Genomic DNA, 26,617 nt, shown 5'->3' with positions numbered 1-26,617 from the left:
TACGGGCCGATGGGGTGGGGTGAGCGGGCCGGGCCCGGGCAGGCTGCGGACCAGCAGGGAGCCGATCGTGCCCCTGAGCCTGGGCGCCGAGCAGGTCCAGCGGGAAGCCCCGATGGAGCCGGTGACCGAGGCGTCAGTCGTCCCCGCGCGGCTCACGAGGCGCCCGTTCCGGGCGCGTTCGGGCCCGCTGAACCGGCACCGGCACCACCGCCGGCATCACCGCCGGAAGAAAGCCGCAGCACACCGCGGGGACCGGCGTCCTCGCGAAGCCCCTGTGACTGGGCTGTCGCATGAGGACGCTAGTCTGGCCCCTCAACAATTCCTGATCACCGCGAACCGCGGCACGCCCGCATGCCCCTCTCCCCCCGCCTGCCTCACGATCAGCGCTTGGATCACGAAACTTCATGTCTTGGTTTGAATCCCTCATCCTCGGACTCGTCCAGGGGCTGACCGAATTCCTGCCGGTCTCCTCCAGCGCGCATCTGCGCCTGACAGCCGCCTTCTCCGGCTGGGAGGACCCGGGAGCGGCCTTCACCGCCATCACCCAGCTGGGTACGGAGGCCGCGGTGCTGATCTACTTCCGCAAGGACGTCACCAACATCCTCTCGGCGTGGTTCCGCTCGCTCACGAACAAGGACATGCGCAGCGACCCCAACGCCCGGATGGGCTGGCTCGTGATCGTCGGCTCCATCCCGATCGGTGTGCTCGGAGTCACTCTCAAGGACCAGATCGAGGGACCGTTCCGCGATCTGCGGATCACCGCGACGATGCTCATCGTCATGGGCGTGGTCATCGGCATAGCCGACCGCCTCGCGGCACGCGACGAGGCCGGCGGGAAGCACCGGGCCCCCAAGCAGCGCAAGCAGCTCGACGACCTGACCGTCAAGGACGGCCTGCTCTACGGCCTGGCCCAGGCGATGGCTCTGGTGCCGGGCGTCTCCCGGTCCGGCGCGACCATCAGCGGCGGACTCTTCATGGGCTACTCCCGTGCGGCCGCGGCACGTTACTCGTTCCTCCTCGCCATGCCGGCCGTTCTCGCCTCCGGTCTCTTCGAGTTGAAGGACGCGACCGAGGGCGGCCATGTCTCCTGGGGTCCGACCGTCTTCGCGACGGTCATCGCGTTCGGGGTCGGTTACGCCGTGATCGCCTGGTTCATGAAGTTCATCTCCCACAAGAGCTTCATGCCGTTCGTCTACTACCGCATCGCGCTCGGCGCGGTCATCATCGCGCTGGTCAGCATGGGTGTGCTGAGCCCGCACGCGGCGGAGTCGGCGGGCTGACCAGCGGGCGGTCACCCTCATCGCGCCTCAGACACGGCGCTGTGCACGGGCCCAACGTGCGGTCAAGCCTCCCGCTCCAGCGGGAACTCCCTTGCCCACGGCTCCGGTTCGATCCGCAGCCCGTTCAGGACGTATGCGATCGTGCGGTACCAGCCCGCCAGGACCAGGAACTCCAGGCACTCCTCCTCGCCGAGGTGGGCGCGCAGTTCGGCCCAGGCCGGGTCCGAGAGGCGGGCGGTGTCGTGGAGTTCGTCCACGGCGCGCAGGAGAGCCCGTTGGCGCGGGGACCAGGCAGCGTCGTCCGGTGCGCCGGTCGCGGTGAGGGCGATCTGCTCCTGGGTGAGCCCGGCGGCCTCCGCGTAGACCGCCGTGTGCACACCCCATTCGTACGCGCACACAGAACGGGCGGCGACCCGGTTGATCACCAACTCGCGGTCGGCGTCGGAGAGTCGGCCGTGCATGAGGAGCCGACTGCCCAGCGGCTGCATGCTCGCCGCGAGGTCGGGATGGCGCACGAGGACCCTGAAGAGCATCAGGGGGTCCACCGTGACTCCCGGCGGCATCCATCTGCGCAGGGCCTGCTCTGTCTCCGGCTCATAGGGCGGCGTCACGCCGTCGATCCGCTGCTTCATGGCGCCACAGCGTTGCGCCTCTGCTCTAGAAGCACTATGGCGGCGAGCGCGAAAGACGCACGGAAAGTGCTCACTTGACCACAACCCCGGCCCCAACCACGCGGAACAACGCGGTTCTGCCGCTCCCGCAGGCCGCCGCACTGTGTGGTTTCGATGGATTCCAGGGTGATTTGCGCGACTCTTCGACCGGGCACCGGAGGACCCCGCACCCGCTCCAAGGCCGCGGGTACCGGCCCTGACCAGCCGCTTCTCATCCGCGTCAGCCATCGTTCGGACGGAGAGTGAGCAAGCGCATACGCAAGTGACAGCAGACCGGTAGCGCACGCTCAGTTCCGGGGCCTACGCTTGTGCACATGTCCCCCGAACTCACCCACCCTGGTTCCGTGCGGTCTGCGGCCGCCTTGAACGAGCAGATCCGAGCGCTCTGGATGCGTTCGGGCGGCTCCCTGTCGACCCAGGAGCGGGCGGAGTACGAGGCGTTGGTAGTGAAGTGGGCCGCCGCCATCCGCGGCGAAGTCATCGAGGCGGCCTGACCAGACCACTCCGCGGCCCGCACTCCTGTCCCCGCTCCATCCCCTTTCCCCGGGCCCTTCCCTTTCCCCGGGCCCTTCCCTTTCCCCGCTCCTTCCCTTTCCCTGTGCCCGTCCCTGTCCCTGCCCCAGCCCTGCCTCACCGTGAAAGACTTGGCCGCCCCCCACTGAGCAGATCAGCCTGTCGCGTTCACGGAACAGACCAACGACGTGACGGACGAGGTCAGGGAGGGGCCGGAATGGAGCGGTTGTACAAGCGCGGCAGCAGACACTGCGGGCCGGACGAGATCGAGCCGGGCGTACGGGACGCGATCGCCGCCCACGCGGAGACCCAGCTCCTCGGTGACGTGTTCGCGAACGCGGTCGCCTGCTGTGCCACTGTCAGTACCCGCCTGTACAAGCCGACTCTGCGTTCCCGCCTCAAGGGCCTGGCCGACCCGGATCCCGAGCATCACACGACGGCCCTGTTCACCCCCCACCACCTGGTGGTGGCGGTGACCCGGACGTCCACGGGCACCGTCGTGCTCTCCGCCCGGCTGGACGACTTGGCCGTGTCTCCGCACAGCGCACTGGCCGAACGGGTCGCCGGCCGCCTCCGGGTGCCCGAGGACAGCGGCGTCAACATCACCGCGCCCTGGTCGGGCCGGCCCGAACGTGGTTCCTACCACGTCGCGCTGGGCGATGACGCCGACGGCCGCGCGTTCTTGCAGGCACTGCGCCAGGCGATCACGGCAGCGAAAACCCGGTGACAGTGGTTCCCCCGAAGCACCTGTGACTCGACCGCCGTCATGCCCCACATCCCGGCGGGAGACCGCTCAGGCAGGTCGGCACAGGGCGCTGATTCGGTCGGCCTGGTCGGGGTAGCGGGCGGTCAACTCGGCGGCGTCGCCGTGCTCGTACCCGTCGTAGGTGAATCCGGGCGCCATCGTGCAGCCGAAGAACGACCACGCGCCGCCCGCCACCACGCGACCGCCCATCCAGGTCCTGGCCGGGATCGTGTACTGGACGTGCTGGCCGTCCAGGACATCGGGGCCGATGACAACCGTGCGCGCCGTGCCGTCCGGTGCCAGCAGCAACAGTTCCAGCGGGTCACCGAGGTAGAAGTGCCAGGTCTCGGCATACGGGAGACGGTGCAGGGCCGAGTAGTCGTGCGCCGTGAGCAGGGCTACGATCGCGGTCCCCTCGGGTCCGCCGTCCGGGCGCTCGGGCCCCTTCCAGGTCTCCCGGAAGAGACCGCCCTCCTGGGGTATCGGCTGCAGGCCGTAGTGGGTGATGAGTGCTTCGGGGTCCACCGGCTTCCTCGAGTCCACGCCGGAAGGCTATGGCCTGAGGGCGAGGAAGGCGAGCCGGATCCGGACGGGATTCGCCGGTTCGCCGCCGCACGCTCCACCTGTTCGTCACCGCACGCTCCACCTGTTCGTAGCCGCACGCTCCACTTACTCGTCGCCACGCCCACCTGTTCGTCGCTGCACGCCTCTTGGCCCCGTCGCCTCCGTGCCCAACACTGAGCCGATGACGCAGCGTGTAGAGCTCGCCACCGTGATGGACCGGCTTGCCGTCGACGAACTGATCACCGACTACGCGGTGGCCGTGGACGACGGGGACTGGGAGGGGTACCGGCGGCTCTTCGCGCCGGACGGGCGCGCGGACTACCGGTCGGCCGGTGGTGTCGAGGGCGATCCGGACCAGGTCGCAGAGTGGCTCTCCCGTTCCATGGAACTTTTCGCGATGCGCCAGCATCTGATCGTCAATCGCCGGGTACGTTTCGGCCTGTTGGAACAGGACACCGGAGATACGGCACGGGTCGAGGCGGACTACGTCAACCCGATGCGGTTCGCGGGAAGCGGGCCGGCCCAGGACGACGGAGCCACCGCGCCGGACTTCGTGTGCGGCGGCCGCTACGCCTTCGGGCTGCTGCGTACGTACGACGGCTGGCGGCTGCGCCAGGTGACCGTCCAGGAGAAGTGGCGCCAGGTTCCCCGGTCGGCGGGCTGACCGGCAGGCCGACCGGCGGGCTGACCGGCGGGCTGACCGGCGGCCGCCTGTCGGAGATCGTCCGGGGCGCGCACACTGGAGTCACGCACCGGGGAGGGAGGCGCTGCATGAAGTTGCCCGACGACTGGCTCACCTCCACCTGGCGGCGCCATCTCGTCGCCGCGCTGGCGGGCGCGCTGCCCATGCTGGCGTTCCCCGCGCCTTCGCTGTGGTGGTTCGCCTACGTCTGCCTCGTGCCGTGGATCCTGCTGGTCCGCACCGCCCCCACCCGGAAGCGGGCGGCCTACGACGGCTGGTTCGGTGGCCTCGGTTTCATGCTGGCCGTGCACCACTGGCTGCTGCCGAGCCTGCACGTGTTCACCTTCGTGATAGCGGCCCTGCTGGGCGCGCTGTGGGCGCCCTGGGGGCTGCTGGTGCGCCGGTACCTGGGCGGAGTGCCCTCGCGGGGCCGGGTCGTCACCGCGCTCTTCGTGCTGCCTTCGGGCTGGCTGATGGTGGAGCTCGTCCGCTCCTGGCAGGGCCTCGGCGGGCCCTGGGGGCTGCTCGGGGCGACCCAGTGGCAGGTGACGCCCGCGCTGCGGCTCGCCTCGGTCGGCGGGGTGTGGCTGCTGAGTTTCCTGGTGGTGGCGGTCAATGTGGCGGTCGCCGTGCTCGTCGCCGTACGACGGTTCCGGGTCCCGGCGCTCGCCGCACTGGTCGCCACCGCCGCCGCGGCCTCGGCGGCCTGGATGTGGTCGCCGGTGCCAGGGACGGACGGCCGGGTGCGGATCGCCGTCGTACAGGCGGGCATCGTGGCCGGCGCCGACAACCGCTTCGCCCGCGAGGAACGGCTCACCCGCGACCTCGTCGGGCAGGACCTGGACCTGATCGTGTGGGGTGAGAGCAGTGTCGGCTTCGACCTCGCGGACCGTTCCGACCTCACCGACCGGATCACCGAGCTGTCCCGCGAGACCGGCGCCGACATCCTGGTCAACGTGGACGCACGCCGCTCCGACCTGCCGGGCATCTACAAGAGCTCGGTGATCGTCGGCCCGGAGGGTCCCACCGGTGACCGCTACGACAAGATGCGGCTGGTGCCCTTCGGCGAGTACGTCCCAGCTCGTTCCGTGCTGGGCTGGGCCACCTCCGTCGGCAAGGCGGCCGGTGAGGACCGCAGGCGCGGCACCGAGCAGGTGGTCATGGACACCGGGCAGGGCCTGCGCATCGGCCCCATGGTCTGCTTCGAGTCGGCGTTCCCCGACATGAGCCGCCATCTCACCGAGGACGGCGCCCGGGTGCTGCTCGCCCAGTCGTCGACGTCGACGTTCCAGCGGAGCTGGGCCCCCGAGCAGCACGCCTCGCTCGCCGCGCTGCGGGCCGCCGAGACCGGCCGTCCGATGGTGCACGCGACGCTCACCGGCGTCTCCGCCGTCTACGGCCCCGGCGGCGCACGCACCGGACCCTGGCTCGGTACGGACTCCAGCACCTCGGAGGTGTACGAGGTGCCGCTGGCCGACGGCACCACGCCCTATGTGCGGTTCGGTGACTGGCCGGTGCACGCGGCGCTGCTGATCCTGCTGGGTCTGGGCATCACCGAGGGCGTACGGGCCATACGGTTCAGGCAGACCGCTCCTGAACCGCCCGCACCACCCGCTCACACAGTTCGTGGGTCGCCAGCGCGTCACGGGCGCTGAGTGCCTTTCCCGCGCGGACGGCGTCGAGGAAGGCCAGCACGCACTGTTCGATGCCGCGCTGGCGGGCCACCGGAACCCAGTCGCCGCGCCGCCGCACCGTCGGCTGGCCCTTGTGGTCCATGACCTCGGCGAGATTGACCACCTGCCGTTTGGTGTCCTGGCCGGAGACTTCCAGGATCTCCTCGGCGGAGCCGCTGAGCCGGTTCATCACGCCGAGCGCGGTGAAGCCCTCGCCCGAGAGCTGCAGGACGACGTGGTGCAGCAGCCCGCGCTCGGCCCGGGCCCGTACGGTGACGTCGTCGACGGTTCCCGGTACCAGGAACCGCAGGGTGTCCACGACGTGGATGAAGTCGTCGAGGATCATCCGGCGCGGTTCCTCGGGCAGGCCGATGCGGTTCTTCTGCATCAGGATCAGCTCGCGCGGATGGTCGGCGCACTGGACGTAGCCGGGTGCGTAGCGCCGGTTGAAGCCGACGGCGAGGCCGATGCCGCGCTCCTCGGCGAGCCGGACGAGACGCTCGGAGTCGGCGAGGTCGTACGCGAGCGGCTTGTCGACGTACGTGGGTACACCGGCCTGAAGCAGTCGCGTCACGATCTCCGGGTGGGCCTCGGTGGGGGCGTGCACGAAGGCCGCGTCGAGGTCCTGGGCGAGCAGCGCGTCGAGGTCGGTGTGGCGGCGGGCCGCAGGGAGGTGCAGGCTGTCGCCGACCCGGTCGAGTGTCGCGGGCGTCCGGGTGTGGAGGTGCAGTTCCACCCCCGGCAGCGTGCCCAGGACGGGCAGATAGGCCTTCTGCGCGATGTCGCCGAGTCCGATGCAGCCGACCTTCACGGAGTCTCCTCAGAGGTTCGTCGGCGGTTGTCCGCTCCCGCCTCGACGGAAGCATACGGCCGCACCGGGGGACTCCAGCCGGCGATGTCGTCGAAGCTCCGCAGCACGAAGGACGGGCCGGCCTTGGACAGTGCGGCGACCGCGGTGTCGCGCAGGGCGGTGCGCAGCCGGCCGCGCATCATGTTCAGCCGGGCGGTGGCGACCGCTTTGCGGGTGATGGCCGTGGTACGGGGCCGTCGGGCGGCGGTATAGGCGGCGAGGCCGGTGATGTCGCCGGAGCCGCGGGCGGCCCCGGTCCCGCGAGCGTCACCGGGGCCGCCGACTCGGCCGGGGCCGCCGGCTCCGGCATCGTGGGCGAGTACGACGGCGTGGTGGGCGAGTACGACGGCGTGGTGGGCGAGTACGACGGCGTGGTGGGCGAGTACGACGCCGTCCTCGATGGCCTGGTTGCCGCCCTGGCCGAGGGTCGGCGGCATGGCGTGCGCGGCATCGCCGAGCAGGGCCACCCGGCCGCGGTGGAAGGCGGGCAGCGGCTCGGCGATGTGGTGCACGTCGTGCCGCAGGACGTCCTCGGGGCGGGCGGCGGCGAGGACGGCGGGGATCGGGTCGTGCCAGTCACCGAAGCGGCGCACCAGTTCTGCCTTCTCGTCGTCGGGCGCGCGTTCCCCGGCGGGTGTCATGGCCGCCGCGTACGCGTAGACCCTGCCGTCCTTGAGCGGGTGCGTGCCCCAGATGCGGCCGCTGCCCCAGGTCTCGTGCGACGCGAACGCCACACCGGGGACGGGGATCACGACCCGCCAGGTGGTGAATCCGGAGTAGACGGTTCCAGGGTGATCCGGGAACAGTGCCCGGCGTACGGCGGAGTGGATGCCGTCGGCGCCGACGACCAGGTCGGCCTCGAGCTCTCCCGCCGGTGTGATGACGCGGGCGGGACGGTCGGTGTCGCCGGGGTCGGCGAGGCTCGCGACGGCGGAGGTCCGGACGGCACCGTCGGGCAGCCGTGCCGCGAGGGCGTCGACGAGGGTGGCCCGGTGCAGCAGCACCAGCGGGCCACCGAAGCGTTCGGCCGCGGCCGAAGCGTCCGTACGGGACAGCCAGCGCCCCCGCGGGTTGCGCAGTCCGCCGTCGCCCTGCCAGGCCGCGAGGTCGCGGATCTCGTCACCGAGGCCGATGACGTCGAGGGCGCGCAGGGAGTTGGGGGCCAGGGAGATACCGGCGCCGACGGGTTCGAGGGAGGCCGACCTCTCCAGGACGGTGACCCGCCAGCCCCGCTGCCGCAGGGCCACCGCCGCGGTCAGGCCTCCGATGCCGCCCCCTACGACGACGGCGCGCTGCGGCTCTGCCATGACTCCTCCTGGTCGCCCGCTCGCACTACACCTGTAGTAACCCTTTTCCGACGATACTACAGATGTAGTGACAGCGGTAGGTTGGAGCCCATGACCGAAAGTCCCGCCCCCCGGACCCGCGCCGAGCTCATCGCCGACACCGCGCTCGCCCTGCTCGCCGAACGCGGTATGCGCGGCCTGACGCACCGCGCGGTCGACGAGGCGGCCGGGTTGCCGCAGGGGTCCACGTCCAACCACGCACGGACCCGGCTCGCGCTGCTGGAGGCCGCGGTGCGCCGGCTGGCGGAGCGCGAGGCGCAGGTGCTCGACGTGGCGGAGATGCCGGACCCGCGCGGCGGGCCCGACGCGCTCGCCGCCGGGCTGGCCCTGGCCGTGCACCGCTCACTGACCGGCAACCGTGACCTGCTCCTCGCCCGCTATGAACTGTCTCTGGAGGCGACGCGGCGGCCGGAACTGCGGACGTTCTTCGACACGACCGGCCGGCGCTTCCGGGACCCACTGACCACGCTGCTCAGGGCCGCCGGCTCACCCGACCCGGCGCGGCACGTGCTGTCGCTGGTGGCGTGGACGGACGGGCTGATGTACTCGTGCGTCGCGGGCTCCTTCCACACCTCCGTGCCGAGCCTGGAGGAGGTGCGCGCGGGACTGCGCGAACTGCTCGGGGGGATGCTGGGCGGGTGAAATCCGCTGGTGCGTGCCGGGCCCGGCGGGAAGGATCGGGGCATGACGAGGGAGCGCGGTATCCCATCGCCCACCGGCGACGAACGGCCCCTGCTCGAGGGCTGGCTGGACTTCCACCGGCAGACCCTCGCGGCGAAGTGCGCCGGCCTGGACGACCCGCGGCTCAGGACCGCGGCCGTGGAACCTTCCGAACTGTCCCTGCTCGGGCTGGTGCGGCACATGGCCGAGATGGAACGGGTCTGGTTCCGCAAGATCCTCGCGGGCGAAACGCTGCCGCCGCTCTACTACAGCGACGCCGACCGGGACGGTGAGTTCCACCCCACCCCGGACGACACCTGGGCGGAGGCGTACACAACCTGGCAGCGGGAGATCGAGGCGGCCCGCCGAACCACGGGCCGTTACGGGCTGGACGACCTCACCACGGGAAAGGACTCGCAGGGCCGGGTCTACAGGCTGCGCTGGATCTACGTCCACATGATCCAGGAGTACGCGCGGCACAACGGGCACGCCGATCTGGTGAGGGAGCGGATCGACGGGGCGACGGGCACCTGAGACTCCTGGGGTTGCCGGCCGCGAGGTCAGCTTCGACCGTCCCGTGTCACCCGTGCGAGGCATCCCCCCGCCCGTCCGCTCCCCAAAGGGGGCCTGAGGCAGCAGAGTTGCCCGGGTGCACCGAACGACCACCACCGCAACGATCCTGGTCACCGTGGCCGTCTCGACCGTCTCCGGCTGTGTGACGGTCGAGCGCCCGCTCGCCCCCGCCGCGCCGTCCGCCTCCTTCCATCCGCCGAAGGAGAGCCCTGCCGGCCGCTCCGGACTGGTGATGCCGGGACCGGCCCGTGAGGCACTGGGACGCGTCGGCCCACCGCCGGAGCCTCCCGCACCGACACCCGCCGTGTCCCACCGCCCGGCGCCCGCACCACCGCCCCCGCCCGCCGCACCCCGTCGCGCTCCTCATCCCCCCGAACCCCGCTCGATGCCCCGTCGCGCCGAACCCCGTACGGCCGTGCCGTCGGCGCCGGACACTCTGGGCGTCTGCGCACTGGGCGAAATGTACGGCGGCTGGGCTCCGGACAGCCCGGAGGCGGTCATCTGCAGGCGCATGTACGGGGGTTGACCGGACGGGCGATGACCGGACGTGAGTTGACCGGGGGACGTTGACCGGGGACGTTGACCGGGGGACGTTGATGGACCCGCGGGCGCTGGCTCACCCGCGGGCCTCAACCGGCGGGCGTCGACGCGAGCTTTGACCGGCCGGTTTTGACACGAGCTTCGACCGGCGGGCCTTGACCGGAAGGGGCCAACGCGCGGGACCGTTCCGCGCCAACGCGCGGGACCCTCCCACACCAACGCGCGGGACCCTCCCACGCCAACGCGCGGGACCGTTCCGCGCCGGGGCGCCCCCTACTCGCCCTGCCGGGGCGGCCCCAGCCTGTCTCCTTCCGAGCTCTCCCCCAGCTGCAGCTCCAGTCGCCCGATGGCCGCCCGGATGCCGTCCCCGTACTCGTCGTCCACGAGGTGGACCGCCGCGCCGCGCGCTTCGCGCAGATGGCTGCGGGCCGCCTCGGGACGGTCGAGCTTCACATAGTCGGCGGCGAGACTCAGATGAAGGGACGGATAGAACGCCCGCACCGCGAGCGACGCGTGGTGCTCCCCCACTCGGTCGACGGTCAGCTCGTGAGCCGCCGACAACGCCCTCAGGTCCCACGCCAGTTCGGTCTCCGGGTCGTCCTGGGTGTCCGCCATGTAGTGGGCGAGCGTGCAGCGGTGCAGCACGTCCCCGTCCTCCCCGATCTCCCCCCACAGCTCGAGGAAACGCCGTTGCGCCTCTTCCCGGTCACCGCCGTGGTGCAACATGGCGGCCTGCCCGATCCGCGTCATCACGACGTCCCCCGCCGTGTGCTCCTGCCGCTCAGTCACCGCACCCTCCGCCGTCGTCACCGGGTCCCTCCCGACGCTAACGGCACCCACCGACAATCCCCCTCAGGCACCACCGTCCGAACCGTCCACACCACCGAGCGGGCTCGCCCGGCCGACGCCCCCCGAGAGCCACGGCCCCCCTGGGCCCAGGCCCCTCCCCCAGGCCAGGGCTCCTCCCGAGTGAGGGGTCCCTGCCGAATCAAGGTCCGGGGGCCAACCGGATCAAAGACCCGCCGGGCACCCCCACACCGCGTCCGCCGCGTCCGCCGCGTCCGCCGCGTCCGCCCTCGAGCGGAACGCCCTCATCCAAGGTCGGGAATCCGCCAGTCGATGGCCTCGTGCCCCTGCCGGGCCACAGCCTCGTTGATCTGTGTGAACGGCCGCGAGCCGAAGAACTTCTTCGCGGACAGCGGCGAGGGGTGCGCCCCCTTCACCACGACGTGCCGTGTCTCGTCGATCAGCGGCAGTTTCTTCTGGGCGTAGTTCCCCCACAGGACGAACACCGCCGGATCGGGCCGGCCCGCAACCGCCCGGATCACCGCGTCCGTGAACTTCTCCCAGCCCCGGCCCTTGTGCGAGTTGGCCTCGCCACCGCGGACGGTGAGCACCGCGTTGAGCAGCAGCACGCCCTGCTCGGCCCACGGCATCAGATAGCCGTTGTCCGGGATCGGCGTGCCCAGCTCCTCCTTCATCTCCTTGTAGATGTTCCGCAGCGAGGGCGGCGTCTTCACACCGGGACGCACCGAGAAGCACAGACCGTGCCCCTGCCCCTCCCCGTGGTACGGGTCCTGGCCGAGGATGAGCACCTTCACCCGCTCGTACGGCGTCGCGTCGAGGGCGGCGAAGACCTCCTCGCGCGGCGGGTAGACGGGACCTTTCGCGCGCTCCTCCTCCACGAAGTCGGTGAGCTCCTTGAAGTAGGGCTTCTGCAGCTCCTCGCCCAGGACGCCGCGCCAGGACTCGGGCAGCATGGCGGTGTCGGTCACGTCAACTTCCTCCGGTGTGCGGTCACTTCAGCGACCGCGAAACACACGGTCACTTCCGGCCACAGAACCTACCGTCGGCCACTGACAATCGGCCCCAGCCCCGGAAATGACCCGCCTCCCCGGCGGAAAGGACCGCTTACCAGCTCTCCTTGCGGTAAAGCTCCCACACCATCATGATCGTCGACGGGTCCAGGGCCCGCTCGGCGCCCGCGATCTCGTCACTGGCGGCGATGTACTGCCGGCCCTGCCACAGCGGCAGCAGCCGCGCGTCGTCGACGAGGATGTCCTGCGCCTCCTCGAACTGCCTCACCACGGCACCGCGGTCGCTCTCGCGACGCGACTCGGGCAGCAGCACCTTGGTGATCTCGGAGGCCGGGTAGGGCGTGCCGAGCGCGTTCTTCTCACCCACGAAGGGCGCGATGAAGTTGTCGGGGTCCGGGAAGTCGGGGAACCAGCCACGTCCGAAGACCTGGTACTCGCCCTTCCGGTAGCCGTCCACGTAGGTCTTCCAGGGCTCGCCCTTGATGGTGACGTTGAACAGGCCCGAAGCCTCGAGCTGGCGCTTGAGCTCCTTGAACTCCACCGCGGTCGAGGAGCCGTAGCGGTCGGTGGTGTACCAGAGGGTGAGTGGGACGCGCTCGGTGATGCCGGCGTCGGTGAGGATCTTCTTGGCCTTGGAGTCGCTGGGCTTTCCGTAGTCGTCGAAGAAGCCGGTGGTGTGTCCGGCGAGCCCCGCGGGGACCATGGAGTACAGCGGGTCGACGGTGCCCTGGTAGACATCGTGGGCGATGCGCGGGCGGTCGATGACCTGGGCGATGGCCTTGCGGACCGCGGGCTTGCTGGTCCACGGGTCGTCCGGGTTGAACACGAGGTAGCTGATCTCGATGCCGGAGTCCTCGATGAGCTGCAGACCGTCGTCGTTGGAGCCCTTCTCCAGCGCGATGATGTCGGAGGCCGCCAGCCCGCGGAAGGCGATGTCGAGCTCCTTGTCCCGCAGTGCCTTCACCATCAACGCGGAGTCCTGGAAGTAGCGGATCGTGACCTCGCTGTTGTGGCGGTCCGCGACACCCTTGTAATTGGGATTCCTCGCGAGCTGCGCCTGCTTGCCCTCTTCGTAGGACTGCAGCGTGTACGGTCCGGACCCGGTCACCCGGCCGTCCTCGCGCAGCGACTTCGCCGGGTATTCCTCCGGGTCCACGATCGACATCGCGGGGGTGGCCAGCACGAACGGGAAGGTGGCGTCGGGCTGGTTGAGACGGAAGACGACCTCGCGGTCACCCTTGGTCTCGACGCGGTCGAGGCTGCCGAGGAGTCCGGCGGGGCCACCGTCGACGTTGATGTCCCGGATGCGGTCGATGGAGTGCTTCACGGCGTTCGCGTCGAGCTTGGTGCCGTCGGAGAACTTCAGACCCTCCTTCAGCGTGCAGCTGTACGCGGTGCTCGACCCGTCGGTGAACCGGCACGACTCGGCGGCGTCGGGCTGCGGCTCGGAGGAGCCGTACGGGTAGCTGAGGAGTGTTTGGTAAATATTCCGGAACAGTTCCCACGAACCGTCCCAGGAAGCGGCCGGATCGAGCGTGCTCGGGGCGCTCGTCGTACCTACGACGACCGGTCCGTCGCTGCCGGAGGCGCCGGACGACGCCAGGTCACACCCTGCGACCAGCGATATGGCGGCGATCGCCGCCACATGACGCAGATATCGGTGGAACACGCGCACACTCCTCGATCTGCCCTTTTCCAAGGATCGGCAGACGATACCGCAGGGCCCGACCGGAACGGCCTGGTGTTCCAGCAGGGCATTTGACAGACGCATACGTGACCTGCGGACCCGCGCGACGGATGGCGCTCTGGAGGTACGCACGCGATTCAGCTGTCCACCGCAGGCCCGCCGTGTAAGGCATATCACACGACGAACCCGACGGTCCCGCGCGCGGTAATTTCACGGAGACCCCACCCGACAGCCGCCCCGAAGCCCACCGGGCCAGCAGCAACGACACCCACCGGGCCGACGGCAACGGCACCCGGCCGGCCATCGGCGACAGCACCGGTCCGGGTCAGCCGCAACAGCGCCCGCCTCCGCCGGCGGCGACGACACCGGTCCCCGCCACAACGCCACCTGCCCTGTCCCGGCCGACGGCAAGGCGCCCGCCCCGGCCCAGCCACAACAATCACCTGTCCCGGCCGACGGCAACGTCACGGGCCGGGCCCGGGCCAGGCCCCGTCACAACAGCATCTCCGCCTCGGTCGCGGCAACGACGCCCACCCCGACCGCCGGCCAACGGCACCCCTCCCGACCAGCCGCAACAGGTCCGCCCAGACCAGCCGCAACGGAACCCGCCCCGGTCGGCGACCCGTCCGGGCCGGTGTCCGACCGACGGCTCGTCCGGGCCGGCGCCCCAGCCCGCGGTCCGGCCTGCGATCCGGGCCGCGACCGCCGCCCCGTCCAGGCCTGCGGCACAGTCTCGGCGCTGTCCCGACCGACACCCGTCCAAGCCGGCGCCCGGCCCGCGATCCGGACTGGGCGGGCGTTCCGGCCTGCGATCGGGCCTGGGCCGGTGTCGTCCCAACCGACGGCCCGTCCGAGCGCCCCGGCCGGTGGTCCGGCCCGCGACCCTGGTCGCGACCCGGCGGGGGGCGGACCGCGACCCGGAGAGACCCCGGCCCGCGGCCCCGCCCGCAGCTCAGCCGACTCCGGCGTTGAGGAAGATCCCGCCGTCGACCACCAGCGTCTGGCCGGTGATCCAGTCCGACTGCGACGAGGTGAGGAAAGCCGCCGTCCCGCCGATGTCGGACGGCATCCCGAGTCGCTTCAGCGGGTACGCCGCGGCCGCCTCCGCCTCGCGGCCCTCGTACAGGGCCGAGGCGAACTTGGTCTTCACCACGGCGGGCGCGATCGCGTTGACCCGCACGCCCGGCGCGAACTCGTGCGCGAGCTGGAGGGTGAGGTTGACCATGGCGGCCTTGCTCATACCGTAGGCGCCGATGAACGGCGAGGCGGAGATGCCGGCGACGGAGGCGATGTTCACGATCGCGCCGCCGTTCTCCTTCTGCCAGGCCTTCCAGGTCTGCTGGGCGAACCCGAGCGCCGAGACGACGTTGGTCTCGTAGACCTTGCGCACGACCTCGAGGTCCAGTTCGGCCATCGGCGCGAACACGGGGTTGGTGCCGGCGTTGTTGACCAGGAAGTCGACGCGGCCGAACGCCTCCATGGTGCGCTCGACGGCCGCGGCCTGGTGGGCCTGGTCGTGCGCCTTGCCCGCCACCCCGATGACGCGGTCGGCTCCGAGCTTCTCCACGGCCTCCTTGAGTGCGTCCTCATTGCGCCCGGTGATGCACACCCGGTCGCCGCGCGCGACGAGCGCCTCCGCGACGCCGTAACCGATGCCGCGGCTGGCGCCCGTGATGAGCGCGACCCTGCCCGACAACTCGGGAAGTTCCGTTGAAGTCATGTGCTCTTTCCCCGGCCTCAGTTGAGCGGTCCGCCGGCCACGTACAGCACCTGACCGGAGACGAATCCGGCGGCCTCACCCGTGAAGAAGGCGATCGCGTTGGCGATGTCGTCGGGGTGGCCGACGCGCTGCACGGGGATCTGGGTCGCGGCGGCAGCCTGGAAGTCCTCGAAGCCCATACCGACCCTCGCCGCGGTGGCGGCGGTCATGTCGGTGACGATGAAGCCGGGCGCGACCGCGTTGGCGGTGACGCCGAACTTGCCCAGCTCGATGGCGAGGGTCTTGGTGAAGCCCTGCAGACCGGCCTTCGCGGCGGAGTAGTTGACCTGGCCGCGGTTGCCGAGCGCGGAGGACGAGGACAGGTTGACGATCCGGCCGAACTTGGCGTCCACCATGTACTTCTGACAGGCCTTCGACATCAGGAAGGCGCCGCGCAGATGCACGTTCATGACCGTGTCCCAGTCGGACACGCTCATCTTGAACAGCAGGTTGTCGCGGAGCACGCCCGCGTTGTTGACCAGGATGGTCGGCGCGCCCAGCTCCTCGGCGATACGGGCGACGGCGGCCTCGACCTGTGCCTCGTCGGAGACGTCGCACCCGATCGCCACGGCCTTGCCGCCGGCGGCGGTGATCTTCTCCACGGTGTCCTTGCAGACGGCCTCGTCGAGGTCGATCACCGCGACGGCACGGCCCTCGGCGGCCAGTCGTACGGCGGTCGCGGCGCCGATGCCGCGCGCGGCGCCGGTGACGACGGCGACACGCTGCTCAGTGGTGGACATGTGCTGATTCTCCTCGCCTAGGGAAGCCCTTGCCCCACGGTCCCCCATCAAATGAGCGACCGCTTAGTACCTTGACCAGACGTGACGCTAGAAGCCCTGGCACGCGGTGTCAACGGCCGACGGCCCGCTGTGGTTCTTTACCTGACCAGCAGATCGAGCAACCGCTCCACCTCGGCCGCCGGATCGGCGGTGAGACCGGTGTGCACGGGCCCCGGCTGCACGACGGTGGAACGGGGCGCGATCAGCCAGCGGAACCGCCGTCCGGCGTCGTCGTGCGCCGCCTGCCCGGCCCGGGTGCCACCGGCGCACACTCCCTCGACGGCGCGCAGCGCAGCCTGAACGCCCTCGATGTCCGCCTCCGGGTCCAGCGCGAGCAGCCGGGCCTCGTCCAGATGCGTCCGGGCGGCCACGAAGGACCGGGCGCGGCAGTACACGAGCACGCCGGCGTTGATGCACTCGCCGCGTTCGACGCGTGGTACCACCCGCACCAGCGCGTACTCGAAGACGTCCCGCTCGGCGCCGTCGGCACCGTCGGCACTGTCGGCGCCCTCGGTTTCTTTGCTGCCCACGGTCACTTGGCCCCCTCGATGCCCTCGATGCGTTCGTGGATGACGGCGGCCCGCGTCAGCAGCGGCTCCGCGTAGGCGTGGCGCACCGCGTCGGGTGTGTCGAAGCCGGGCTCGTCGACGAGCCATTCGTCGGGGATCTCGGCGGTGACCTCGGCCAGTAGCTTCTCGGTGACCAGTGGAGCCAACTCCGCCGCGGCGGCGCCGACTTCGGGGCCGAAGGGGGCGAGGGCGTGGTCGGAGGCGTCATAGGGTTTCGCGGCGGAGGCCCGGGCGCCGGGCCAGTTGTGGTGCCAGATCAGGGTGGCGCCGTGATCGATGAGCCACAACTCCCCTTGTTTCACAAGCATGTTAGGATTCCGCCACGATCGGTCGACGTTGTTGACCAGGGCGTCGAACCACACGGTCCGCCCGGCTTCCCGCGGGCTCACCCGGTGGGCGAGCGCATCGAATCCGATCGCGCGGGACAGGAAGTCCATTCCGAGATTGCGTCCGCCGCTCGCCTTCAGCAGCTCCTGCACCTCAGGATCCGGTTCACCGAGTCCGAGCACGGGGTCCAGCCCGATCGTCACCAGCCCGGGCACCCTGAGGCCCAGCCGACGGGCCAGTTCACCGCAGATGACCTCCGCGACGAGGGTCTTCCGCCCCTGTCCGGCGCCGGTGAACTTCATGACGTACGTCCGGAGATCGTCGGCTTCCACGAGGCCGGGCAGCGAGCCGCCCTCGCGCAACGGCGTGATGTAGCGGGTCGCGATGACTTCCTTGAGCATCGCCCCAGGTTACTGGGGTGTGTCCGTCCGTCCGAGCACGTCGAGAGGAACACGAATGACGAAGGGAACACCCATGAGCGCACCCGGCCCCGACCACCGGCCGGCCCACGAGGACCTGCCCCTCCAGCTCGCCCGCACCAAACGCTTCACGCTCGGTGTGCCCGGCCGGTTAGCCGTCTCCCCGGACGGCGAGCGGGTGCTCTTCGTACGCACCGGGAGCGGCCGGTCCACCGTCAGCGGGCTGTGGCTGCACGAGGACGGCACCGAGCGGATGCTCGCCGACCCGCTCGCGCTCGGCGCCGCCGCGGACGGGGCCGAGGAGATCCCGGAGGCCGAGCTGGTCCGTCGCGAGCGGGCACGTGAGCAGAGCTCCGGCATCGTCGCCTACGCCACGGACGCGGCGGTCCGCACGGCTGTCTTCGCGCTGTCGGGCGAGGTGTGGATCGTGCGCACGGACGGCCCTGCCCCCCGCCGCGTCCCGACGGCCGGCCCGGCCGTCACCCCCCGGCCCAGCCCCGACGGCTCCCGCATCGCCTACGTCACCGACGGCGCGCTGCGCGTCGTGAACATCGACGGCACGGACGACCGGGCGCTCGCCGAGCCGGAGGGTCCGGAGGTGACGTACGGGCTCGCCGACCATGTCTCGGCCGAGTCGGTGCACCGCGCCCACTCGTTCTGGTGGTCGCCGGCCGGGGACGCCCTGCTCGTTGTCCGCGCCGACACCACGCCGGTCCAGCGCTGGTACATCTCGAACCCGGCCGACCCCACCCGTCCGCCCCGCGCGGTCCGCTACCCCCTCGCGGGCACCGTCAACGCCGAACTCTCCCTGCACGTCATCCGGTTGGACGGCACCCGGGTCGAGGTGGGCCTCCCCGCCCGGGCCACGACCGGGCACCCCGCGGCCGACTGGACGGACCCGGCGTTCGAGTACGTCGTCGAGGCGGGCTGGGACGGCAACGGCCCCTTCACCGTCGTCCAGACCCGCGACCAGCGGTCGGCGCACATCCTGAGCATCGACCCGGCGACCGGCACCACCGGACTCCTCCATCACCAACAGGAGGCCTCCTGGCTGGAGTTCGTGCCCGGATCACCGCTCCGGACGGCCGCGTGCGGACTGGTGGTGACCACGCAGGAGGGCACGCGCGGCCTCAGGATGACCGGCACTTCGGTACGCACACCCGAAGGCATGTACGTTCGTGCCCTGCTCGGTGCCGTCGGCGACCGGGTCTTCTTCACCGCGAGCGAGGACCCGACCGAGGCGCACGTCTGGACGTACGACCCCGAGGACGGCTTCGTCCGGCTGACCGACGAGCCGGGCGTGCACACCGCGGCCGTCGGGGGCGGCACCGTCGTGCTGGACAGCAGGACGCTTGACGGGCACACGGTGACGGTCCTGCGTGACGGCAAGCCCGCCGGACGCATCGAGGTGCCGGCCGAGCGCCCCGTGGTCGAGGCACGGCCCCGCTTCCTGACGCTTGGCGAGCGGGAGCTGCGGGCGGCGCTGTACCTGCCGTCCTCCTACGAGCCGGGGGCCGCGCGGGTGCCGGTCGTCGTGCACTCCTACGGCGGGCCCGGCCTCCAGACGGTCATGCGGACCAGGGCCTGGTACCACGCCGTGAACCAGTGGTACGCCGAGCAGGGCTTCGCCGTGCTCAGCGTCGACGGCCGCGGCACCCCGGGGCGCGACCGGGCGTGGGAGACGGCCATCCACCACGACCAGCTGCTGCCGGCGATCGAGGACCAGGCCGATGCCGTACGCGCCGCCGGGGCGCTCTTCCCGGACCTGGACCTCGGCCGGGTGGCGATCCGCGGCTGGTCCTTCGGCGGCTATCTCGCGGCGGGCGCGGTGATCCACCGGCCCGACGTGTTCCACGCGGCCGTGGCGGGTGCGCCGCCGACCGACCTCAGGCTGTACGACACCCACTGGAAGGAGCGCTTCATGGGACATCCGGACGTGCATCACGACCACTACGAGCGCTGCTCCCTGGTGGCCCACGCGCACAAGCTCACGCGGCCGCTGATGCTCGTGCACGGCACGGCGGACGACAACGTGGTGGTGGGGCACACCCTGCGCCTCTCGGCGGCACTGCTGGCGGCGGGCCGGCCGCACACCGTGCTCCCGCTGGCGGACGCCACGCACCTGGTGACTCGGGAAGGCGTGATAGACAGCCTTCTACGTCTCGATCTCGATTTCATCAAGAAGTCACTCAATTCCCGGGCCACCTGAACTACCGGGGTGACGATCTCGTACCCCTTGGTGGCTCAACGCACATCTACGCATACGCACATCTGCACAACCACGCGCACAGCACATCTGTGGAAGGGACCGCCACTATGTCCAGCGAACCGCTGCAGTCTTCGCCCGCGCTCTGTCGTCGCACCATCCTGGCAGCGCTGGGCGGGGTCGGTATCGCCGCCACGCTGACCGCGTGCGGAGGCTCCGACGACAGCTCGTCGGGTACCTCGGGCTCGTCCGGCGCCTCCGAATCGTCCGGCTCCTCCGGCGGTGCCGCGCTGGCCAAGACCAGTGACATTCCGGAGGGCGGCGGCAAGGTGTTCGCCGAGCAGGGAGTGGTCGTCACCCAGCCGACGGCCGGCGAGTTCAAGGCCTACTCCGTGGTTTGCCCTCACCAGCAGCAGAAGGTGAACAGCGTGGACAAGGGCGTCATCACCTGCCCCGCCCACGGCAGCCAGTTCAGCGTCACGGACGGCAGTGTCAAGAAGGGCCCCGCGACCAGCGGGCTGACCGAAGCGAAGATCACCGTCAGCGGGGACTCGATCACCCTCGCCTGACCCGGTGCGATCGCCGGAAACAGGACAGCACGCCGTCCGTCGAGGTGATGGTCGAAACCAGGGCGAGCGTGTTGCGGACCATCGCGGGGGTGTAGTCGGAGGGCACCCCCGCGATGGCATCCGCGGGAACCACGACGACATAGCCGTGGTTCACCGCGTCGAAGACGGCGTTGGGAACGGCAACATTGGCCGAGACGCCGGTCACGATCAGCGTCCGGCAGCCGAGATTGCGCAGCAGCGGATCGACGTCGGTGCCGGCCAGCGGCGACAGCCCGTGCAGCCGCCGCACCACGAGGTCGCTGTCGGCCACCTCGATCGGCGGGGCCACGCGCACCGCCCGGCTCCCCGTCAGCTGCTGCACCGGCAGCCGCTCCGCGGCGCGGAACAGCCGCGCGTTGTGATTGGCGCCCCGGCCGTCGGGCCGCCGCTCGGCGACCGCGTGGATCACCTGGACCCCGCACTCGTGCGCACCGGCCACCAGCCGGGCGACATTGGCCAGCGCACCCGAGGCACGGGCCTCCTTGGCGAGCTCGGGCAGGGCGCTGTCCACGCCGACGACCCCCTGCTGGCACTCGACGGTGAGCAGCACGGTGGTCGCTGGGTCGAGGAGTACGCTGAGCTCTTCCTGTGACGGCATGACCCCCCTCTCGCGAGCGGCCGAGCGTAGCTTCCCTTGCGTGCGGGTGGAAGACGGCCCATGCTTTCTGATGCCCCGTCAGATGACGCGAGGAGAGGGGGAGCCGATGGTCGCGGAGAAGACTACTGGGGAGAAGACGGCTGCGGAGGAAGCGGCTGAGGAGGGAGCGGCTCACACGCCCGCTCCCCAACGCCGTGGCCGGAAGATCATGATGACGTCGGAGGAACTGGACGAGTTCCTGGCCACCCAGCGCACGTGCCGTGTCGCGACGGTGTCGGAGGACGGCGACCCGCACGTCAGCCCGCTCTGGTTCATCTGGGACGGTACCTCACTGTGGCTGTACTCGACCACGCGCAGCAAGCGGTGGGCCGAACTGCGGCGTGATCCGCGGGTCGCTGTCGCGATCGACGCCGGCGAGGAGTACGGGGAACTGCGCGGCGTCGAACTGTCCGGGACCGTGGAGTTCGTGGGCGAAACCCCGCGGACAGGTACGCCCGACCCGGAACTCCAGCCGCTTGAACGGCTGTTCGCACGGAAGAACTTCGGCCTCGAGGAGATGCCGCACGACGGCCGGCACGCCTGGCTCCGCCTGACCCCGAAAACGATCGCCTCCTGGGACTTCCGCAAGCTGTCGTCGCTTTGAGGTTCACTCCCTGTGCGGCCCACCGGGCACTGGCCTGCGTGGGCCACTGAAGGCGACTGGCCTGCCCGGGCCACCGAAGGTGACTGGCCTGCCCGGGCCACCGAAGACGGCCAGCCGCGCGGCCCACCGCGGAGACACTGGCCTGTACGGCCCACCGAGGCAGACTCATCCGCGGCCCACGGAAGGCAACTCCCCTGCACGGCCCATCGCCGGAAATTCGCTGCGCGGGACATCGAAGGCGGCTCAGCTGCACGGGCCACCGAGGCAGACTAAGCTGCGCGGCCCGCCCGCCCAGGGCAGCCCAGCCGCCCGCCCAGGGCAGCCCAGCCGCGCGGCCCACCGAACTCAACTCCCGACTCCTTCGCTCGGCCGCACCGCGCAGACTTCGGGCCGCACCACTCATTGGCTCGGCCGCACCGCACAGCCCCCGGCCACACCACTCATTCACTCGGCCGCACGACTCCTTCGCTCGACCGCACCGCACCGCCCGGCCGTGCCGAACCGACCGACTCCCCCGCCATCCGCAGCGCCTTCACCGCCGCCCGGATCGACGGCCGTCGATCCGCATCGGCACGCCACACCACGAACACATGCCGCCGCACCCGCTGCCGCACCGGCACCATCACCACACCCGGCGGCACGGGATCCCGCCCGAGCAGCGGCATCACACACACGCCGAGCCCCGCCGCCACCAGTGCCAGCTGGGTGTGCGTCTCCGCGGCGCGGTGGCCGACGCACGGTTCGACGCCCTTGGTCCGCAGCGTGTACATCAGCCACTCGTGGCAGAACTCGCCCTCGCTTCAAGTGATCCACTCGTCGTCGGCGAACTCGGCGAGGTCCACCTCGGCACGCTCGGCGAGCCGGTGCCCGGCGGGCATCGCGATGTCGGCCACGTCGTCGAGGATCGCCGCCTTCGCCAGCCCCTCGGGCAGCGCCAGCGGCTTGTTGTACCAGTTGAGCACCACCGCCAGGTCGAGATCGCCCCGGACCACCCGGGCGATCCCGGCCTCGGGCTCCAGTTCCTGCGAGCGCACCCGCAGCGCCGGATGCTCGGCGCGCAGCGCGGCGAGCGCCGTGGGGAAGAGCCCCCGCGCGGCGGTCGGAAACGCGGACAACCGCAGCTCGCCGACGACCTGCCCGCGTTGCGCCTCCAGGTCGGACTCCGCGAGTTCGACCTGGGACAGGATGCGCGCGGCGTGCTCGGCCAGCAGCCGGCCCGCGTCGGTGAGCCGGACTCCGCGCCCGTTCTTGGCGAGCAGTTGCTGCCCCACCTCGCGCTCCAGCTTGGCCATCTGCTGGGACACGGCCGACGTCGTCACGTGCAGTCCCTCGGCCGCCCCGCTCACCGAGCCGTGCCGGGCGAGGGCGTCGAGGGTACGCAGGCGCTCCAGGTTCAACATGTAAGTGATGCTACGAGGTACCTGGCGACAAGTCTCGCTTGTGCTACGAGATCGGCTTCGGGATCGTTATGAGCATGAGCACAGCGACCGCGCCGCAGCACGGATCCCCCACCACTGTGACCCCCCGCCGCGGCCCGGCGCTGGACTGGCGCGTCCGCTTCGGGGTGCTGTCCCTGATCTGGGGGTTCAGCTTCCTCCTCATCAAGGTGGGCACCCAGGCCTACGCACCCTTCCAAGTGACCCTCGGGCGGCTGGTGTTCGGCACCGCGGTGCTCGCGGCCGCACTGGTGGTGAAGCGGGAGCGACTGCCGCGCGGTGCGCGCACCTGGGCCCATCTCGCGGTCGCGGCGTTCCTCCTCAACGCACTGCCGTTCTCGCTGTTCTCGTACGCGGAGCTGACGATCCCGTCCACGCTGGCCGGGATCTGCAACGCGACGTCACCCCTGTGGGGCATGGCCCTGTCGCTGGTCGCCCTCTCCGAGGACCGGCCGACCCGCCGCCGGGTGGCCGGTCTCGGCGTCGGTTTCCTGGGCGTGCTCACCGTGCTCGGTGCCTGGCAGGGCTTCCACGGGCTGGATGCCGCGGGAACGACGATGGCGCTGCTGGCCTCGCTCAGTTACCCGATCGGCTGGATCTACGTCCGCCGCACCCTCGCCGACAGCAGTGACTCCCATCTGTCCATGACGGGCGCCCAGTTGCTGCTCGCCACGGCGCAACTGGCCGTGGTCACCCCGCTGTTCACCTCGGTGCCGAACCGCTTCCCCTTCGTTCCGCTGCTGGCCGTCGCCGCTCTGGGCGTCCTCGGTACCGGCTTCGCCGTCCTTCTCCAGTACGGTCTGGTCGCCGAGGCCGGCCCCACGACGGGCCAGATGGTCACGTATTTCATCCCGGTGATCGCGACGGCGGCGGGCGTGGCGATCCTGGGAGAACCGCTGACGTGGTCCACGCCGGTGGGAGCGGTCGTGGTGCTGGTGGGGGCGGCGCTCACCCAGCAGAGGCGGCGGCCGAAGGGGTGTTGACCCACACCTCACACATCCCGCAGCACCGGCCCGGGTCCCACCACCGAAGCCACCGCCCTCGCCAGCTCTCCCGCCTCCTCGGGGAGGAGCCGGGAGACGGTGATCCGTACCCCGGGCGCCGCCCCGATCCGGAAGCGCGCCCCGGGCGCCACCGCCCATCCGGCGTGCAGCAACCGGGCGACCACACCGGTCTCGTCCGGGACGGGCACCCACACGTTCATCCCGCTGCGTCCCCGCGCGGCGACCCCGTGCTCCGCCAGCGCGGCGATGAGCGCGTCCCGTCGCCGTCCGTACGCGGCGGCGACCCCCGCCGAATCCAGGGACCCGCCGCTCCACAGCTCCACCACGGCCCGCTGCACCAGATGGCTGACCCAGCCGGGCCCGAGCCGCTGCCGCCCCTGCACCCTGTCGGCGGTCACCGCGTCCCCAGTGAGCACGGCGAACCGCAGATCGGGCCCGTACGCCTTGGCCTCCGAGCGGACGAACGCCCAGTGCCGGGTGGCTCCGGCGAGCGGGTGCAGGGTGAGGTCGACGATCCGGTGCCCGTGATCGTCCTCGATCAGCAGCGTCCCCGGGTGCTCCGCGAGCACGGCCTTCAGGGCACGCGCGCGTGCCGCCCCGATCGCGGCCCCGGTCGGGTTCTGCGCCCGGCAGGTGACGACGAGCGCCCGCGCCCCGGCCGTCAGGGCCCGGGCCACGTCGTCCGGCAGCGGACCCTCGTCGTCGACCCCGACGGGCACGATGCGCAGCCCCAGCGCCGGGACCAGATCGAGCACACTCCCCCAGCCGGGGTCCTCGACGGCGACCGCGTCACCGGGCTTGAGGTGGGCCGCCAGCACCCGCTCGATGGCGTCGAGCGCTCCGGACGTCACCACGACGGGGCTCTCCGGCACTCCGTCCGCCTCCAGTTCCGCCCGGGCGATCCGCGCCAGTTCCGGCTCCACCCGGGCCTCCCCGTACAGCACCGGCGCCCGGTCCCCCCGCGCGGCCGCCACCGCGAACGCCTCGGCCAGCGGCGGCAGCAGCGCCGGATCCGGGTTGCCGCTCGACAGATCCCGGACGCCCGCCGGCACATCCACGCGGAAACGCTCACGGCCGGTGGTTGCCGGCTTGGCACGTACCCGGCTGCCCCGGCGGCCCGCCGTCTCGATGACCCCGCGCTCGCGCAGCGTGCGATAGGCAGCCGCGACGGTATTGGGATTCACTCCGAGCCGGCTCGCCAACTCCCGCATGGGCGGCAGTAGTTGCCCCGGCTCCAGAGCTCCGGAACCCACCCCGGCCTCAACGCTGGCGGCAATCTCGGCTGCGCGCCGCCCAGCGATCCGATAATCTCCTAGCACAAAACAGATTATGCACTAGTGCAATAGGAGTGCGCAATGCCGGAGCCGACGAGTGTCACCGTGCCCGAGCCGACGCCGGAGCCACCCGCCCCGCGTACCGCCCCGGGGGCGTCCACACGGCCGGCCGCGGCCGAAGAACCCGCCGCCTACACCCCCACCGACCGCACCGTCCCCACCCGCGCCCGCCAAAGGGCCGCGTACGACCGGGAGTTGGTGCATTCGATCCTCGACGAGGGGTACGTCTGCCACCTCGGTTTCGTACGCGACGGCGCACCGGTCGTGCTGCCCACGCTCTACGGCCGTGTCGGCGAGCGCCTGTACGTGCACGGCTCGACGGGTTCGCGCCCGCTGCGCATGGCGGGCGAGGCCGACCCGGGACTCCCGGTCTGTCTGACCGTGACCCACGTCGACGGCCTGGTGCTGGCCCGCTCCGCCTTCCATCACTCCATCAACTACCGCTCCGTGGTGGTGCACGGGACCGCTCATCAGGTGACTGATCCCGAGGAGAAGCGGGAGGCACTCGACGCGCTGGTCGACCATGTGGTGCCGGGCCGCTCCCACGACTCCCGGCCGGGGAACCCGAAGGAACTTGCCGCCACCGCCGTGCTCCGCCTCGACCTCGGCGAGGTCTCCGCGAAGCTGCGGACCGGCGGCCCCAACGACGAACCCGAGGACCTCGGCCTGCCGCACTGGGCCGGAGTGCTCCCGCTGCGCAAGGGGTACGGCACCCCGGCCCCGTCGGCTGACCTCGCTTCCGGCATCGGTCTGCCGGACTACCTGGCGGCCCTGTGATGCTGGTCCATCCCTGGGACAGCGCACGCGACGAGACAGAGTGGCAACACTGGTCCGTTGACTGCACTAACTCCTTGATCGGTTCGACGGGAGTGCTGCGTCTCGGGAGAGTTCCGGTGTGCATGAAGCTCCTTCAATTCATCGAGATTTGATTGACGGGCGGGCTCAACTGCCCCGCGTAGGTGCGGTAGTAGCGGGTACGACGCCATCGTTGCCGTGGTATGTCATGGATGCCGCGGACCGGGAGATCCAGCCGGTCAGCAGCTATCTGCGGGACCTCACGCTCGGCGACGTCAGCCCGCTCACCTGCCGCAGCTACGGCTACGACCTGCTGCGCTGGTACCGGATCGAAGGCATCGACCTGACCCTGACCTTCCTCCGCAGCAAACGTCAGCAGACCACGCGCTTCGAGCGAGTCGGCCCCGTTTCCCTGGGCATCCCAGGGTTCCCCGCGCAGAGGCGTCGGCCAGGGTGCCAATGAGTGGGCAGCCGCACACCTGGCCCGGTGCCAGTCCTAAAACCCGTTGACGGCCGTGCCGCCCAGTCCCGACGATCAG

27 protein-coding genes and 1 pseudogene are annotated in these 26,617 nt (G+C 71.0%); 14 read left to right on the top strand and 14 right to left on the bottom strand.

The features are described from left to right. The first annotated feature begins 404 nt into the window (after positions 1-404). A complete protein-coding gene (locus EF387_RS14760; RefSeq protein ID WP_128377010.1) occupies positions 405-1,280 on the top strand; it encodes an undecaprenyl-diphosphate phosphatase in 876 nt (291 codons plus the stop codon). Positions 1,281-1,342: 62 nt separating this feature from the next. Here EF387_RS14760 and EF387_RS14755 read toward each other — a convergent pair whose 3' ends face one another. After that, a complete protein-coding gene (locus tag EF387_RS14755) occupies positions 1,343-1,912 on the bottom strand; it encodes a carboxymuconolactone decarboxylase family protein (protein WP_128377009.1) in 570 nt (189 codons plus the stop codon). A gap of 353 nt (positions 1,913-2,265) precedes the next feature. On the opposite strand from EF387_RS14755, the gene EF387_RS14750 reads away from it, so the two are divergent. Both EF387_RS14750 and EF387_RS14745 read left to right on the top strand, forming a co-directional pair. After that, positions 2,266-2,445 carry a hypothetical protein gene (locus EF387_RS14750; RefSeq protein WP_128377008.1) on the top strand — a complete coding sequence of 60 codons (180 nt, stop codon included), beginning with the start codon at positions 2,266-2,268 and terminating at the stop codon, positions 2,443-2,445. A gap of 236 nt (positions 2,446-2,681) precedes the next feature. Continuing rightward, positions 2,682-3,191, top strand: coding sequence for a hypothetical protein (locus tag EF387_RS14745; RefSeq protein WP_128377007.1), 510 nt, complete (start codon positions 2,682-2,684; stop codon positions 3,189-3,191). A gap of 66 nt (positions 3,192-3,257) precedes the next feature. Here the strand turns inward: EF387_RS14745 and EF387_RS14740 are convergent, their stop codons facing one another. Continuing rightward, a complete protein-coding gene (locus EF387_RS14740) occupies positions 3,258-3,734 on the bottom strand; it encodes a cupin domain-containing protein (RefSeq protein ID WP_162467150.1) in 477 nt (158 codons plus the stop codon). Positions 3,735-3,954: 220 nt separating this feature from the next. Between EF387_RS14740 and EF387_RS14735 the strand changes: the two genes are divergently transcribed. Next, positions 3,955-4,437 (top strand): nuclear transport factor 2 family protein, encoded by a 483-nt coding sequence (locus EF387_RS14735; RefSeq protein WP_128377005.1) that lies wholly within the window; start codon positions 3,955-3,957, stop codon positions 4,435-4,437. A 107-nt stretch (positions 4,438-4,544) separates the two neighbouring features. Continuing rightward, complete coding sequence (lnt, locus tag EF387_RS14730) at positions 4,545-6,110, top strand: apolipoprotein N-acyltransferase (RefSeq protein ID WP_128377004.1); 1,566 nt, start codon at positions 4,545-4,547, stop codon at positions 6,108-6,110. Here lnt and EF387_RS14725 read toward each other — a convergent pair. Next, positions 6,034-6,939 (bottom strand): Gfo/Idh/MocA family protein, encoded by a 906-nt coding sequence (locus EF387_RS14725; RefSeq protein WP_128377003.1) that lies wholly within the window; start codon positions 6,937-6,939, stop codon positions 6,034-6,036. The two genes, lnt and EF387_RS14725, sit on opposite strands and share 77 nt — an antisense overlap. Continuing rightward, the gene (locus EF387_RS14715; RefSeq protein ID WP_238431525.1) at positions 6,936-8,285 is read right to left on the bottom strand and encodes an FAD-dependent oxidoreductase; all 1,350 of its coding nucleotides are present in this window, start codon (positions 8,283-8,285) and stop codon (positions 6,936-6,938) included. The genes EF387_RS14725 and EF387_RS14715 overlap by 4 nt, the downstream gene beginning before the upstream one ends. Positions 8,286-8,375: 90 nt before the next feature. Between EF387_RS14715 and EF387_RS14710 the strand changes: the two genes are divergently transcribed. The 3 genes from EF387_RS14710 (at position 8,376) to EF387_RS14700 (ending at position 10,083) form a co-directional block, all read left to right on the top strand. Next, entirely contained in the window at positions 8,376-8,966 is a 591-nt protein-coding gene (locus tag EF387_RS14710; protein ID WP_128377002.1) for a TetR/AcrR family transcriptional regulator, read from the top strand. 42 nt (positions 8,967-9,008) lie between these two features. Next, positions 9,009-9,518 (top strand): DinB family protein, encoded by a 510-nt coding sequence (locus EF387_RS14705; RefSeq protein WP_128377001.1) that lies wholly within the window; start codon positions 9,009-9,011, stop codon positions 9,516-9,518. 115 nt (positions 9,519-9,633) lie between these two features. Beyond that, complete coding sequence (locus tag EF387_RS14700) at positions 9,634-10,083, top strand: hypothetical protein (RefSeq protein WP_128377000.1); 450 nt, start codon at positions 9,634-9,636, stop codon at positions 10,081-10,083. 287 nt (positions 10,084-10,370) lie between these two features. Here EF387_RS14700 and EF387_RS14695 read toward each other — a convergent pair whose 3' ends face one another. The 7 genes from EF387_RS14695 to EF387_RS14665 form a co-directional block, all read right to left on the bottom strand. Beyond that, positions 10,371-10,886 (bottom strand): tetratricopeptide repeat protein, encoded by a 516-nt coding sequence (locus tag EF387_RS14695; protein WP_162467143.1) that lies wholly within the window; start codon positions 10,884-10,886, stop codon positions 10,371-10,373. Between the two features lie 302 nt (positions 10,887-11,188). After that, positions 11,189-11,872 carry a uracil-DNA glycosylase gene (locus EF387_RS14690; protein ID WP_128376999.1) on the bottom strand — a complete coding sequence of 228 codons (684 nt, stop codon included), beginning with the start codon at positions 11,870-11,872 and terminating at the stop codon, positions 11,189-11,191. A 136-nt stretch (positions 11,873-12,008) separates the two neighbouring features. Then, entirely contained in the window at positions 12,009-13,589 is a 1,581-nt protein-coding gene (locus EF387_RS14685; RefSeq protein ID WP_420802571.1) for an ABC transporter substrate-binding protein, read from the bottom strand. A 964-nt stretch (positions 13,590-14,553) separates the two neighbouring features. Beyond that, on the bottom strand, positions 14,554-15,321 hold the full coding sequence (locus EF387_RS14680) for an SDR family oxidoreductase (RefSeq protein ID WP_128376997.1): 768 nt from the start codon (positions 15,319-15,321) through the stop codon (positions 14,554-14,556). A 17-nt stretch (positions 15,322-15,338) separates the two neighbouring features. Beyond that, the gene (fabG, locus tag EF387_RS14675) at positions 15,339-16,100 is read right to left on the bottom strand and encodes a 3-oxoacyl-ACP reductase FabG (RefSeq protein WP_128376996.1); all 762 of its coding nucleotides are present in this window, start codon (positions 16,098-16,100) and stop codon (positions 15,339-15,341) included. Positions 16,101-16,237: 137 nt separating this feature from the next. Next, positions 16,238-16,669, bottom strand: a complete 432-nt coding sequence (locus EF387_RS14670; RefSeq protein WP_202918291.1) for a DUF3037 domain-containing protein — start codon at positions 16,667-16,669, stop codon at positions 16,238-16,240. 2 nt (positions 16,670-16,671) lie between these two features. Next, positions 16,672-17,436 (bottom strand): HipA family kinase, encoded by a 765-nt coding sequence (locus EF387_RS14665; RefSeq protein WP_128376994.1) that lies wholly within the window; start codon positions 17,434-17,436, stop codon positions 16,672-16,674. A 73-nt stretch (positions 17,437-17,509) separates the two neighbouring features. Here EF387_RS14665 and EF387_RS14660 point away from each other — a divergent pair, with 73 nt between their 5' ends. Then, positions 17,510-19,663 carry a S9 family peptidase gene (locus EF387_RS14660; protein WP_128376993.1) on the top strand — a complete coding sequence of 718 codons (2,154 nt, stop codon included), beginning with the start codon at positions 17,510-17,512 and terminating at the stop codon, positions 19,661-19,663. A 107-nt stretch (positions 19,664-19,770) separates the two neighbouring features. Continuing rightward, positions 19,771-20,229: a Rieske (2Fe-2S) protein gene (locus EF387_RS14655; protein ID WP_128376992.1), complete on the top strand. Its 459-nt coding sequence runs from the start codon at positions 19,771-19,773 to the stop codon at positions 20,227-20,229. Here EF387_RS14655 and EF387_RS14650 read toward each other — a convergent pair. Continuing rightward, positions 20,216-20,866: a cysteine hydrolase family protein gene (locus EF387_RS14650; protein WP_128376991.1), complete on the bottom strand. Its 651-nt coding sequence runs from the start codon at positions 20,864-20,866 to the stop codon at positions 20,216-20,218. The genes EF387_RS14655 and EF387_RS14650 overlap by 14 nt on opposite strands. 208 nt (positions 20,867-21,074) lie before the next feature. Here EF387_RS14650 and EF387_RS14645 point away from each other — a divergent pair, with 208 nt between their 5' ends. Continuing rightward, complete coding sequence (locus tag EF387_RS14645) at positions 21,075-21,509, top strand: pyridoxamine 5'-phosphate oxidase family protein (protein ID WP_238431549.1); 435 nt, start codon at positions 21,075-21,077, stop codon at positions 21,507-21,509. A 440-nt stretch (positions 21,510-21,949) separates the two neighbouring features. Here EF387_RS14645 and EF387_RS14640 read toward each other — a convergent pair. Continuing rightward, positions 21,950-22,909 (bottom strand): annotated as a pseudogene (locus tag EF387_RS14640) (LysR substrate-binding domain-containing protein). A 74-nt stretch (positions 22,910-22,983) separates the two neighbouring features. On the opposite strand from EF387_RS14640, the gene EF387_RS14635 reads away from it, so the two are divergent. After that, positions 22,984-23,928: a DMT family transporter gene (locus EF387_RS14635; protein ID WP_420802570.1), complete on the top strand. Its 945-nt coding sequence runs from the start codon at positions 22,984-22,986 to the stop codon at positions 23,926-23,928. Positions 23,929-23,936: 8 nt separating this feature from the next. Here EF387_RS14635 and EF387_RS14630 read toward each other — a convergent pair whose 3' ends face one another. Then, positions 23,937-25,268, bottom strand: a complete 1,332-nt coding sequence (locus EF387_RS14630; RefSeq protein WP_128376988.1) for an aminotransferase class I/II-fold pyridoxal phosphate-dependent enzyme — start codon at positions 25,266-25,268, stop codon at positions 23,937-23,939. Between the two features lie 36 nt (positions 25,269-25,304). Here EF387_RS14630 and EF387_RS14625 point away from each other — a divergent pair, with 36 nt between their 5' ends. Together EF387_RS14625 and EF387_RS14620 are read left to right on the top strand one after the other, a co-directional pair. Continuing rightward, positions 25,305-26,060, top strand: a complete 756-nt coding sequence (locus tag EF387_RS14625; RefSeq protein WP_128376987.1) for a pyridoxamine 5'-phosphate oxidase family protein — start codon at positions 25,305-25,307, stop codon at positions 26,058-26,060. Positions 26,061-26,286: 226 nt separating this feature from the next. After that, positions 26,287-26,541, top strand: coding sequence for a hypothetical protein (locus tag EF387_RS14620; protein ID WP_128376986.1), 255 nt, complete (start codon positions 26,287-26,289; stop codon positions 26,539-26,541). The last annotated feature ends 76 nt before the right edge of the window (positions 26,542-26,617 follow it).

This window comes from Streptomyces cavernae, assembly GCF_004023625.1.
In the GTDB taxonomy this organism is placed as follows: domain Bacteria; phylum Actinomycetota; class Actinomycetes; order Streptomycetales; family Streptomycetaceae; genus Streptomyces; species Streptomyces cavernae.
The sequence above is the reverse complement of the archived record's forward strand: the minus strand, read 5'-3'. Positions and strand labels throughout refer to the sequence as shown.

Excerpts from the sequence above, each read along its gene's own strand:
- EF387_RS14650 (WP_128376991.1), bottom strand. The coding sequence starts at position 20,866 with ATGCCGTCACAGGAAGAGCTCAGCGTACTCCTCGACCCAGCGACCACC.
- EF387_RS14715 (WP_238431525.1), bottom strand. The coding sequence starts at position 8,285 with ATGGCAGAGCCGCAGCGCGCCGTCGTCGTAGGGGGCGGCATCGGAGGC.
- EF387_RS14620 (WP_128376986.1), top strand. The coding sequence starts at position 26,287 with ATGGATGCCGCGGACCGGGAGATCCAGCCGGTCAGCAGCTATCTGCGG.
- EF387_RS14660 (WP_128376993.1), top strand. The coding sequence starts at position 17,510 with ATGAGCGCACCCGGCCCCGACCACCGGCCGGCCCACGAGGACCTGCCC.
- EF387_RS14760 (WP_128377010.1), top strand. The coding sequence starts at position 405 with ATGTCTTGGTTTGAATCCCTCATCCTCGGACTCGTCCAGGGGCTGACC.
- EF387_RS14710 (WP_128377002.1), top strand. The coding sequence starts at position 8,376 with ATGACCGAAAGTCCCGCCCCCCGGACCCGCGCCGAGCTCATCGCCGAC.
- EF387_RS14735 (WP_128377005.1), top strand. The coding sequence starts at position 3,955 with ATGACGCAGCGTGTAGAGCTCGCCACCGTGATGGACCGGCTTGCCGTC.
- EF387_RS14625 (WP_128376987.1), top strand. The coding sequence starts at position 25,305 with ATGCCGGAGCCGACGAGTGTCACCGTGCCCGAGCCGACGCCGGAGCCA.
- EF387_RS14635 (WP_420802570.1), top strand. The coding sequence starts at position 22,984 with ATGAGCACAGCGACCGCGCCGCAGCACGGATCCCCCACCACTGTGACC.
- EF387_RS14750 (WP_128377008.1), top strand. The coding sequence starts at position 2,266 with ATGTCCCCCGAACTCACCCACCCTGGTTCCGTGCGGTCTGCGGCCGCC.
- EF387_RS14665 (WP_128376994.1), bottom strand. The coding sequence starts at position 17,436 with ATGCTCAAGGAAGTCATCGCGACCCGCTACATCACGCCGTTGCGCGAG.
- EF387_RS14680 (WP_128376997.1), bottom strand. The coding sequence starts at position 15,321 with ATGACTTCAACGGAACTTCCCGAGTTGTCGGGCAGGGTCGCGCTCATC.
- lnt (WP_128377004.1), top strand. The coding sequence starts at position 4,545 with ATGAAGTTGCCCGACGACTGGCTCACCTCCACCTGGCGGCGCCATCTC.
- fabG (WP_128376996.1), bottom strand. The coding sequence starts at position 16,100 with ATGTCCACCACTGAGCAGCGTGTCGCCGTCGTCACCGGCGCCGCGCGC.
- EF387_RS14705 (WP_128377001.1), top strand. The coding sequence starts at position 9,009 with ATGACGAGGGAGCGCGGTATCCCATCGCCCACCGGCGACGAACGGCCC.
- EF387_RS14655 (WP_128376992.1), top strand. The coding sequence starts at position 19,771 with ATGTCCAGCGAACCGCTGCAGTCTTCGCCCGCGCTCTGTCGTCGCACC.
- EF387_RS14755 (WP_128377009.1), bottom strand. The coding sequence starts at position 1,912 with ATGAAGCAGCGGATCGACGGCGTGACGCCGCCCTATGAGCCGGAGACA.
- EF387_RS14745 (WP_128377007.1), top strand. The coding sequence starts at position 2,682 with ATGGAGCGGTTGTACAAGCGCGGCAGCAGACACTGCGGGCCGGACGAG.
- EF387_RS14645 (WP_238431549.1), top strand. The coding sequence starts at position 21,075 with ATGATGACGTCGGAGGAACTGGACGAGTTCCTGGCCACCCAGCGCACG.